The organism is Winogradskyella sp. (genome assembly GCF_025210595.1).
Taxonomy (GTDB): domain Bacteria; phylum Bacteroidota; class Bacteroidia; order Flavobacteriales; family Flavobacteriaceae; genus Winogradskyella.
This window is the reverse complement of sequence record NZ_JAOARH010000041.1, coordinates 26660-36290: the sequence shown is the minus strand read 5'-3', so window position 1 is coordinate 36290 and position 9631 is coordinate 26660. Positions and strand designations below refer to the sequence as shown.

The following is a 9631-nucleotide window of genomic DNA, read 5'->3' as shown; positions in this document are numbered from 1 at the left end:
ATTTATGGGATTATTTGATAAAATATTTAAAACTGAAAAGAAAGAGGAAAAAGTGTTGCCTTGGATTCCTTTAAATGCAATTCCGCAACTCAATTATATTGCGGAAAAATCTAAAACCAAGACACAGGTTATATTTAAACATTCTACACGTTGTGGTATTAGCCGTATGGTGATTAATCAGTTTGTAGAGATGTATCAGTTTACCGAAAAAGATTTGGACCTTTATTATTTAGATTTATTGAATTATAGAGATGTTTCTAATGAGGTTGGTTATAAATTTCAGGTTATGCATGAGTCACCACAGCTTTTGGTAATTAAAAATGGAGTTGTAGTAACACATGCTTCTCATGGTGCTATTAATAATATAGATTTAGCTAGTTTTTTATAGTATTGATTTAGGTGTTTAGTTATTCAAGATTTGAATGAATTAAATATTTTAATTGAATGCTAAATCAAAAAAACACAATAAAAAGTTTTTTAAGAAAACACGATTGTTTTCTTCTTACACTAGAAAAATTGTGCTTATATTGTGGTTTTCATAAATCTTAATAATTTAAATGCAAGACCTTTTACTTTATATATCTGAGCGTGCTTATGTTACACCTGAGTTAAAAAAAGCCATATTTACAGCTTTTCAAACTATAGAAGTCAAAAAAGGAGACACCATTTTAGAGGAAGGACAGCGAGCAAAATATATGTACTTTGTTAATAAAGGTATTCTTCATAATTATTATCATCATGATGGACGTCAAGTAAGTTCTTGGTTTTATTTTGAAAATCAATTTATTACAGCTTGGTCTAGTTTTTATTCGCAAAAACCAAGTTTTGAAACTATAGAATGTATAGAAGATTGTATACTTTTTAGAGTTAGTTATTCCGATTATCAGAAACTCATTGCAGATTTCCCTGCCTTTGGAAATTTTACTCGTCTCTTAGCTGAAGAAATTTTGGTTATTTTAGATGAGTTCTCTAAAAGTTGGTCATTTCTTTCTGCAAAAGAAAAATACCAGTCGTTACGTAGTTATTTTCCACAAATAGAATTACGTGTAAAATTAGGATTGATAGCTTCTTTTTTAGGGATCTCTCAAGAGACACTGAGTAGAATACGAGCTGAAAAATAACTTTTGATGTAACTCAAAAATAATCAGTTTAGCAATATTACATTGCGAGCATAAATTTTGAATCTATGAAATATTGGAAATCTATTCTTGCTTTGGTAATTATGCCTTTTGCATTTTACTATGATTTAATCACCTTTTATTTTGCTGTAGTTTTTTTAATATGGAGTGTACAAGGTATTAAAAATAAAACTGCAATTTTTTTAGACCATATTCATAGAGATGATAACCCAATCTTATTTTGGTTAATTTCTATAGCTTGGTTGGTGTTGTCTATAGTAAGTTTAGCGTTTTCAGAACCTGTCATTAACTGGTATTACGGATATTAATTTTTTATATTGTTGTCTGTTTTTTGTGCTGTAAATAATTCTAGTAAGAATTGTTGAATCATAGAATAAATGCTTTTTGATATATGTCAAGAGTCATTATATTTTACTGTTATAATTTTGTCCATAATTTTAATTACACTCAATGAAAGCAAACCATTTGTTAATTTTTGTAGCTACATTATTAGTTATGTTCTCTTGTAAAAATGACAAGCAAGAACAAAAAGAGCAAGCTATTGAAAACAGTGTGGAGATAATGAAGCGTGAGATGGATTCTATAGAGAATGAAGCTTCTAAAGTTGAGGTTGAAAAGAATAAAAGCCATCTCAAGTCAAACGAAATCATTGGTGTATGGGAAGTGAAAAATGATTATAACTGGGCGATATATGAAATTGAAAGGTATAAGAATAGCTTTGTTGGTAAAATCCATTATTATAATGATGGTACTACAGAATATACAAAAGGCGATAAAAAAGCATACTATTTTCTTAGTGACCTTGTTTATGAAAACGGAATTTACACAAACGGTAAAATTCATATGCTAGATGGCTCTAACTATCAAGTTATTATCACCTTAAAAGATAAAGACGAATTAGAATTAAAAATGACTATTGAAGGGCAACCTTATACTGAGATCTGGAAACGCCAAAAGACAAATTAAAAAATGACATCATATGAAATCTAACACTATAATTTTTGCTGATTTATCTACCTATTCACCAAAAGAAACAATACCCTTTTACGAAAATGTTTTTGGTTGGACATATTATAAAGATTACGATTATTATGTAGCATACAAAGGCGATAAAGACATTGTTGGTCTATATGAAACTCCAGAAAAGTTTAAGCAAATGCGTATGCCTCATTTTTGGATGACTTACATACAGGTTAATGATACTAAAAGCACAGTTGCAAAAGCACGAGAGTTAGGTGGTATTATAGAAATGGAACAGACCATGGAAGGTTTTGGAAAAGTAGCTTTAATAAGAGATCCACAAGGTGCAGGATTTACAATTTATGAAGGTGATAATCTAAAAACAACAAGAACAAAAAACGAAGCTAATACATTAGTTTGGAACGAACTTCATATTTCAAAAGCGGCTAATATTATTCCTTTCTATGAAGGTATTTTTGATTGGAACTTTGTAGAAAAGCAAAGTGGTTATTTCGAAATTTATAGCCAAAATAACAAGCATGTTGCTGATGCTTTGCAAATACCAAACAATTATAAAGGCAAGTATGAGTATTGGGTATGTACCTTTGGTGTACAAGATCTAAAAGAAGCAAAAGATAAAGTAATGAATCATGGTGGTAGTTTGGTTTACGATGAAGGGGAGCGTATTCTTATGACTGATAACTCTGGGCAAGCCTTCTTTTATATACAAGAAGTTAAATAATTATACTTGCCTTTGTAATTTAGTTTGTGTTTGGTGTAAATGACCTAAAGTAGGAGTATAATGTTATTTAGCTTCTGTCAATGATAGTAAATTTTATACTTTTGATTTATGTCTGATTTAAAATTACTCGAACACTTAGAATCCTATCTTACAGAAAACAGAAGGGAGCGTTTTAAAAAAGTATTAGCGCAACGCACAAAACACTTTACTGTTGCAACAGAAGATGTGTATCAATTGCACAATACTAGTGCCGTAATTCGCTCTTGCGATGTTTTTGGTATACAAGAAATTAATATTGTAGAAGAAGTTAACTCTAAGCGCATAGATAGAGAAATTGCAATGGGAGCGCAAAAATGGGTAGATTTAAATCGTTACCATACAACGAAGTCTTGTTTAGATGATTTAAGGTCTAAAGGCTATCAAATTGTAGCAACAAGTCCGCATGCACAAGATTGTGATTTAATTGATTTTGATATTTCAAAAAAGTCTTGCTTTTTCTTCGGAAGGGAAACCGAAGGGTTATCGCAACAGGTTATAGACCAAGCCGATTGTTTTTTAAAAATACCAATGGTTGGTTTTACAGAGAGTCTTAATATTTCTGTTTCTGCAGCAATTATTTTGCAACACGTTACTTCCAAACTTCGAAAGTCTGAAATAAATTGGCAACTTACCCAAAAGGAGTATACAGAAAAACGATTTGATTGGATTAGAAAAACACTAAAAGATTGCGATGCTATTGTAGATAGATATAAATCGCAGCACTAATTTTTTGTAACTTTAGAACACTAACCAAAAAAACAATGTATTATGATGATTGCACTTTACGTCGTACTAGCTATTGTAGCAATAATTGTGCTATTAGCATTAATAGCTCCCAAAACTTATAATGTAAGCAGAAGTATTACAATTAATAAACCAGTTAATGAGGTTTTTAATTATTTAAAGTATATTAAGAATCAGGATGAATGGTCGCCATGGAAAAAGAAAGATCCAAATCTAAAACAAGAATCTATTGGCGCTGATGCTGAAGTTGGTTTTATTGTTAAATGGGAAGGTAATAAAGATGTAGGTACAGGAGAACAAGAGATTGTGAAAATTACAGAAAATGAATCGATTGAAAGTCAGTTGCGTTTTTATAAACCATGGAAATCTCAATCAGATGCTTACTTAACTACCAAAGCAGTAAATGACAATGCAACAGAAGTGGTTTGGGGATTTTCGGGAGTTAATAAGCCACCTTCCAATATTTTCTTTTTGTTTTTTAATATGGATAAAACTGTTGGAAAGGATTTTGAAGAAGGTTTGAGCGATCTAAAACGAATTTTAGAGTCTAGATAGGCGAAAAGCTAATGTTGTTAAAACTAAGCTTTTCCCTTTTTATTTTTCTTTTTGCTTTTACGTTCTTTACTACGTTGAATAACTTTATATTCTTCATAACATTCGCTAATAGCATCAAGTATTTGAAGATCATTAGCTGTGTTTATAAAGTCTTTAGAATAGTTACATTGGTTAACAATTTCGTCTAAATCATATTTAGTAACTTGTAGTAAAACCATTAACATTTCTCTATCAAAACGCGTAGCTAACTGATTTCTAATTTCATCATCCTCTTTAATCTTTTTTAGCTTGTGCATTTCGTTTGGTTTCTTTCCAAACATATTATAAAGAAAGTCCGCAGGATTAAAAATAGCTCCTAAAACTTTAGTAGCAATATTTGGCTTTCCACCTTCATAAGCCTTACCGTATAAACCAGAAATTCTATATTGATTATTGTTACGAATAGGTACTTGTTTTATATCTACTTCTAAATAACCAGTAAGTTCTAAGGATTTAACGGTAACTTCTTCTAGAGCTAAAGCAAGCTCTGTCATTTTAATTTCTGTATTGCCAAATTTTATCCAGTCATTGGTAACTCTAACCTTAATAGATTTATAACCTAAATACGATAAGTGCAAAGTGTCGTTGACTTTAGCCTTTATTTCAAATTCACCATTATCATCTGTAGCAGTACCAAGCACTTGATTGATATTAACAATATTTACTTCGCTTAAAGGCCCTTGAGTTGTAGAACTGGTAATGGTACCTTTAACCGTTTCTGGTGTTTTTGTGGCAGTACTGTCTTGACTATAGCTATAAACTGTAGTAAGGCATAAAAATATAAGTAGTAAGTATCGCATAGTGTAAATTACAACGTAAAGGTAATAAACAAAACCGATTTTGCTCTTTTAGTCAAAAGATTTGACTAAATATTAACAAGATTTACCAAATTCTAAATAGAGATTTTATTTCCTTCTAGAACGTCTTGGTCTATCCGAAGTAGATTTTGAACGTCTAGGTTTTGGGCTATCTGAACGTCTGCTACGTCTATCATTTTTGTTTTCAGAATTTTCGCTTCTACGAGATCGTCTTTCACCTCTTGGTTTATCATCACGTCTTCGTCCACCACTACGTTTTCTGTCGCGTCTTCCGCCTCCGCTACGACCTTTGTTTTCGCTAACTTCAACATTTACAAAACGACCATTGTATTTAAAGTCCGTGAAAAAAGCCAAAACTTTTTCTTCGTTTTCTTTTTCGGTATTAAAGAATGAAAAACTATCCTTAACATCTACTTTAAAAACATCGTCTCTACCTAACTCTAAAACTTCTTTTAAGAAGTCTTTTAGAGACATCCAATCGTAACCATCTTTACGGCCTACATTTATAAAATAACGTGTGTCTGTACCAGAAGATTTTCCACCACGATCGCTACTACCAGATTCTGAAACTCTTAAATCTTTAGAGTTTTTATAATAATTGAAAAAACGAGTAAACTCTACCGAAAAGAACTTTTTAATTAATTCTTCCTTGTTAGTATCTTTAAATAAATCGTTAATACTATTGAGGTATTTATCAATTTCGTGATTAACTTCTGTATTATGAACCTTATTAGCTAAACTCATTAATTGCACTTCGCAGATTTCTATGCCAGATGGTATGTCTTTCTTTTCGAACTGTTTTTTAATAATGCGTTCTATGCTCTTAATTTTTCTTACTTCACTTTTAGCCACAATTACCATAGATACTCCTGTTTTACCAGCACGTCCTGTACGACCAGATCTGTGCGTGTAAGTTTCAGTCTCGTCTGGTAATTGGTAATTGATAACATGTGTTACATCATCTACATCAATACCACGAGCAGCAACATCTGTAGCAACCAACATTTGTATTTGCTTATTTCTAAAAGATTTCATCACTAAGTCTCGTTGGTTTTGGCTTAGATCTCCATGTAATGCACCTGCACTGTAACCATCCTCAACAAGTTTTTCGGCAACACGTTGTGTGTCGCGTTTTGTTCTACAAAAAATCACCGAGAAAATATCTGGATTAGCATCTGCTAATCGTTTTAAGGCTAAATAACGATCTCTACCATTAACCAAATAATACTCATGAGATACATTACTTGTGCTTTCGTTTTTATTCCCTACTGTAATTTCAATAGGATCGTACATGAATTTTTTGGCAATAGAGGCTACTTCTCTTGGCATGGTTGCTGAGAATAACCACGTGCTTTTATCCATTGGTGTATGCGAGAGAATATCTGTAATATCTTCATAGAAGCCCATATTAAGCATCTCATCAGCTTCATCTAAAACACTGTATTGAATTTTTGAAATATCCACAAGTTTTCTACTAATCATATCTTTCATACGACCAGGAGTAGCCACAATAATTTGAGCCCCTTTTTTAACTTGTTTGGCTTGTTCTGTAATACTTGCTCCACCATAAATGGCAGTAACATTTAAGCCTTTGCAGTATTTGCCATAATTCTTTAATTCATTGGTGATTTGTAAGCAAAGTTCTCTGGTAGGAGAGAGGATAAGGCCTTGTGTTGTTCTGCTATTAATATCTATTTTTTGTAGCATAGGAAAACCAAAAGCTGCTGTTTTACCAGTACCTGTTTGTGCTAAGGCAACAAGGTCGCGTTCTTCTTCTAATAAAACTGGGATTGCTTTTTCTTGGACTTCACTAGGTTTTGTAAATCCTAAATCTGTAATAGCATTGATAAGGTCTTCGTTAAGACCGAGTTCTTGGAATGTGCTCATTTTTTGAGTATTAGATGTTGTTTTTTGTGTTATATAAGAAGTGTATCGACAAATTTTAACCTAATACTTCTAGCAACACCTCCTCTCTCTGAGGAATTTAATGGAAACATTTTGTTTCAAGGCGCAAAGATAGACTTTTATTTTAATTGGAGAGATTTAGTTGTGGTTATACATTGTTAGCAAACGTTTTTATCCCCATTTTTCTTCTAATTCCTTTGAATTTCTTTCATAAAACAGTATAAATGCTTTAAGTCCATCTTGTTTAGTCTGTTCAGGAATTACACTGCAAAAATCTTTATCATAATAATCATATTCCACGAGTCCAAACCATTTTGTTTTCTTTCGAGTTATGGGGCTTTTGTAACAAATATAAAATTCATATTCATCAAAATCTCCAACTATTGATCCCGATACTCCGTCTCCTTTATCATCTTCAATATTCAATAAAGGTGAGTAACTTACTTGATTTTCATTTGCACTTAGTTGAAGTCTAAATAATTCCAACCATTGAAAGCTTTCATATTTTTGAATGAATTCTTCTTTGTTGAAGAATTGTTCATTCAATAAGTATGATTTCAAAGGATGACATTCTGAGTATTTCAGTTTCATTTTGTTCAGATGTTTGCCAACAATTAGATAAGACCAGTTAATTATTGACTTTATCGTCTGATACTGAGGTAAGTTCAGTACATATAAGCGAAGTTCGTTTTTTTAACGCAAAAAGTCAATAGGTTACCTTAGTGTTTTTAGCAACTAATCTTCTTTTTTAAACAACGCTTCAAAAGCTCCATACACTGCTAAATGTAATGTATCTCCATGATCTTGTTGTTCTAAAAATTGAAAATAGACTTTAGTATTATCTTTTTTAGTGGATTCTAATTTATCATAGAGCGCTTTTGCATCTTGTTCCATAATGTTACCTTCTTTACCAACAGCAATATAGACACTCTTTTCATTGTTATAATCTTCCGTTTCTAATTTTAAAAGTGATTGATTATCCCACCAAAGACTAGGACTTACAATAATATAATTATCGAACAAGTCTGGGTTTTTAAACAATATTTCTATGGCTAATAAACCACCTAAGGATTGACCAATTATGGTTTTTATGTTGTTAACTCTGTATTCTGAATTTATAAAAGGTTGTAATTCGGTTTCAATAAAACGAATAAATTTTTCAGACTCTCCAGTTGTTGGGAAATCTTTTTTGTCTCTTTCTATTGTTGTTGGATATGTAAAGTCTCGTTTTCTGTCAACATTAGAAATGCCAACAACAATGGTTTCAGGTATCATGTTAATCCAAGAAAATGAACCAAATTGAACAATACCAGAAATATGTATAAAATCTTCATCTGTAGAGCCATCTAATAGGTAAATAACAGGATATGTTTTTGTAGAATCAGCAGCATAACTTTGAGGTAGATAAATGTTTAAAGTTCTGTCTTCATCCAATACTTTTGAGTGAAGGGTTATAGTTTCACCTATGGTAATTGGCTCTTTAGAAATGGCTTTGTCTTGAGCATTAATTTGAGCCAATGAATTTAGAGTTAAAATAATTATTAATAAGCTTTTAATTTTCATGATTTAAATTATTAAGAAAGGTAATTAGCTGCTGTATGGCTTTTCCTCTGTGACCAACTTTGTTTTTTTCTTCTAATGTTATTTCAGCAAAAGTCTGCTCAAAACCTTCAGCTTTAAAAATAGGGTCGTAGCCAAAACCTTTGTCTCCGTATTTTTTGGTAGTAATTTCTCCTTTGCAGATACCAGTGAATGTGTCTAGTTTTCCATTGAGATGTAACGCAACTACGGTTTTAAATTGCGCTTTACGAGAGGCAGCATTTTCTAATGAAGATAGTAACTTATTCATATTATCTTCTGCATTACGCTGTGGACCAGCATAACGTGCAGAAAAAACGCCAGGTTCGCCATTTAAAGCATCAACCTCTAAACCAGTATCATCTGCAAAGCAATCGTAACCATAATTGGTTTTTATGTATTCAGCTTTTTGTATAGCATTACCTTCTATGGTTGGTTGAGTTTCTGGGATATCTTCGTGGCAACCAATAGCTTCTAAGCTGAGTAATTGAATGTGTTTAGGAACAAGCGATTGTACTTCTTTAAGCTTGTTTTTATTGTTGGTAGCAAAAACAATTTTCATGAATTAATAATTTATCTTAACAAATGTAGTTTTATTTCGTTTAAAAATTCATTGTACAGATTTTTTGGTTTTTATAATTTGCTAGTTTTTTATCTAAATAATTAAGTTTTTTTAATCTTTAAAAACCATAAATATTAGTCAATATTTATGATATTTGTCAGCAATGTACACTCTAAAAAGTTGTATATTAGATAAAGGAATTATTAATTAAAACAAGTATAATTATGACGGTAAATTTTCAATATGTAAACACAGATGTAAGCGAAACGTTATCAGAGTTTACGACAGAAAAGTTAGAAAAATTAGCAGAAAAATTTGAATTTTTAATCTCTGCCCAAGTGTATATTAAGCACGATGATAAAGACCATGAAGCAGGTAAAATTTGTAATATAGAGTTAAGCTTACCAGGACCTCGTTTGTTTGCTACCTCTAATGAGGCTAGTTATGAAATGGCAGTTAATGAAACAATTAGTGATTTAACACGTCAATTAAAAAAGAGAAAAGAAGTATTTAAAACACACTAAATTTCAATAAAACGCTATGGCGTTTA

Annotated in this window: 13 protein-coding genes; 8 read left to right on the top strand and 5 right to left on the bottom strand. The window is 31.4% G+C overall.

The features are described from left to right. Positions 1–4 precede the first annotated feature (4 nt). From ytxJ to N4A42_RS04375, 7 genes are all read left to right on the top strand, one after another. On the top strand, positions 5–388 hold the full coding sequence (ytxJ, locus tag N4A42_RS04405) for a bacillithiol system redox-active protein YtxJ (RefSeq protein ID WP_294070432.1): 384 nt from the start codon (positions 5–7) through the stop codon (positions 386–388). 169 nt (positions 389–557) lie between these two features. Further along, entirely contained in the window at positions 558–1121 is a 564-nt protein-coding gene (locus N4A42_RS04400) for a Crp/Fnr family transcriptional regulator (protein WP_294070422.1), read from the top strand. A gap of 65 nt (positions 1122–1186) precedes the next feature. Then, on the top strand, positions 1187–1447 hold the full coding sequence (locus N4A42_RS04395) for a hypothetical protein (RefSeq protein ID WP_294070419.1): 261 nt from the start codon (positions 1187–1189) through the stop codon (positions 1445–1447). Between the two features lie 142 nt (positions 1448–1589). Further along, positions 1590–2105, top strand: a complete 516-nt coding sequence (locus tag N4A42_RS04390) for a hypothetical protein (protein ID WP_294070414.1) — start codon at positions 1590–1592, stop codon at positions 2103–2105. A 13-nt stretch (positions 2106–2118) separates the two neighbouring features. Then, positions 2119–2841, top strand: a complete 723-nt coding sequence (locus N4A42_RS04385; protein ID WP_294070411.1) for a VOC family protein — start codon at positions 2119–2121, stop codon at positions 2839–2841. Positions 2842–2949: 108 nt separating this feature from the next. After that, positions 2950–3606: an RNA methyltransferase gene (locus tag N4A42_RS04380; protein WP_294070408.1), complete on the top strand. Its 657-nt coding sequence runs from the start codon at positions 2950–2952 to the stop codon at positions 3604–3606. Positions 3607–3648: 42 nt separating this feature from the next. After that, positions 3649–4179 (top strand): SRPBCC family protein, encoded by a 531-nt coding sequence (locus N4A42_RS04375; RefSeq protein WP_294070405.1) that lies wholly within the window; start codon positions 3649–3651, stop codon positions 4177–4179. A 23-nt stretch (positions 4180–4202) separates the two neighbouring features. Here N4A42_RS04375 and N4A42_RS04370 read toward each other — a convergent pair whose 3' ends face one another. From N4A42_RS04370 to N4A42_RS04350, 5 genes are all read right to left on the bottom strand, one after another. Beyond that, positions 4203–5018, bottom strand: coding sequence for a carboxypeptidase-like regulatory domain-containing protein (locus tag N4A42_RS04370; protein WP_294070402.1), 816 nt, complete (start codon positions 5016–5018; stop codon positions 4203–4205). A gap of 105 nt (positions 5019–5123) precedes the next feature. Continuing rightward, a complete protein-coding gene (locus N4A42_RS04365) occupies positions 5124–6923 on the bottom strand; it encodes a DEAD/DEAH box helicase (RefSeq protein WP_294070399.1) in 1800 nt (599 codons plus the stop codon). Between the two features lie 189 nt (positions 6924–7112). Beyond that, on the bottom strand, positions 7113–7532 hold the full coding sequence (locus tag N4A42_RS04360; protein WP_294070396.1) for a hypothetical protein: 420 nt from the start codon (positions 7530–7532) through the stop codon (positions 7113–7115). A 144-nt stretch (positions 7533–7676) separates the two neighbouring features. Continuing rightward, the gene (locus N4A42_RS04355) at positions 7677–8504 is read right to left on the bottom strand and encodes an alpha/beta hydrolase-fold protein (protein WP_294070393.1); all 828 of its coding nucleotides are present in this window, start codon (positions 8502–8504) and stop codon (positions 7677–7679) included. Then, complete coding sequence (locus N4A42_RS04350; protein ID WP_294070390.1) at positions 8494–9081, bottom strand: non-canonical purine NTP diphosphatase; 588 nt, start codon at positions 9079–9081, stop codon at positions 8494–8496. The genes N4A42_RS04355 and N4A42_RS04350 overlap by 11 nt, the downstream gene beginning before the upstream one ends. A gap of 224 nt (positions 9082–9305) precedes the next feature. Between N4A42_RS04350 and raiA the strand changes: the two genes are divergently transcribed. Further along, on the top strand, positions 9306–9605 hold the full coding sequence (gene raiA / locus N4A42_RS04345; protein ID WP_294070387.1) for a ribosome-associated translation inhibitor RaiA: 300 nt from the start codon (positions 9306–9308) through the stop codon (positions 9603–9605). Positions 9606–9631: the final 26 nt, after the last annotated feature.

Excerpts from the sequence above, each read along its gene's own strand:
- N4A42_RS04380 (WP_294070408.1), top strand. The coding sequence starts at position 2,950 with ATGTCTGATTTAAAATTACTCGAACACTTAGAATCCTATCTTACAGAA.
- N4A42_RS04395 (WP_294070419.1), top strand. The coding sequence starts at position 1,187 with ATGAAATATTGGAAATCTATTCTTGCTTTGGTAATTATGCCTTTTGCA.
- N4A42_RS04360 (WP_294070396.1), bottom strand. The coding sequence starts at position 7,532 with ATGAAACTGAAATACTCAGAATGTCATCCTTTGAAATCATACTTATTG.
- ytxJ (WP_294070432.1), top strand. The coding sequence starts at position 5 with ATGGGATTATTTGATAAAATATTTAAAACTGAAAAGAAAGAGGAAAAA.
- raiA (WP_294070387.1), top strand. The coding sequence starts at position 9,306 with ATGACGGTAAATTTTCAATATGTAAACACAGATGTAAGCGAAACGTTA.
- N4A42_RS04385 (WP_294070411.1), top strand. The coding sequence starts at position 2,119 with ATGAAATCTAACACTATAATTTTTGCTGATTTATCTACCTATTCACCA.
- N4A42_RS04390 (WP_294070414.1), top strand. The coding sequence starts at position 1,590 with ATGAAAGCAAACCATTTGTTAATTTTTGTAGCTACATTATTAGTTATG.
- N4A42_RS04355 (WP_294070393.1), bottom strand. The coding sequence starts at position 8,504 with ATGAAAATTAAAAGCTTATTAATAATTATTTTAACTCTAAATTCATTG.
- N4A42_RS04375 (WP_294070405.1), top strand. The coding sequence starts at position 3,649 with ATGATGATTGCACTTTACGTCGTACTAGCTATTGTAGCAATAATTGTG.
- N4A42_RS04350 (WP_294070390.1), bottom strand. The coding sequence starts at position 9,081 with ATGAAAATTGTTTTTGCTACCAACAATAAAAACAAGCTTAAAGAAGTA.
- N4A42_RS04370 (WP_294070402.1), bottom strand. The coding sequence starts at position 5,018 with ATGCGATACTTACTACTTATATTTTTATGCCTTACTACAGTTTATAGC.
- N4A42_RS04400 (WP_294070422.1), top strand. The coding sequence starts at position 558 with ATGCAAGACCTTTTACTTTATATATCTGAGCGTGCTTATGTTACACCT.
- N4A42_RS04365 (WP_294070399.1), bottom strand. The coding sequence starts at position 6,923 with ATGAGCACATTCCAAGAACTCGGTCTTAACGAAGACCTTATCAATGCT.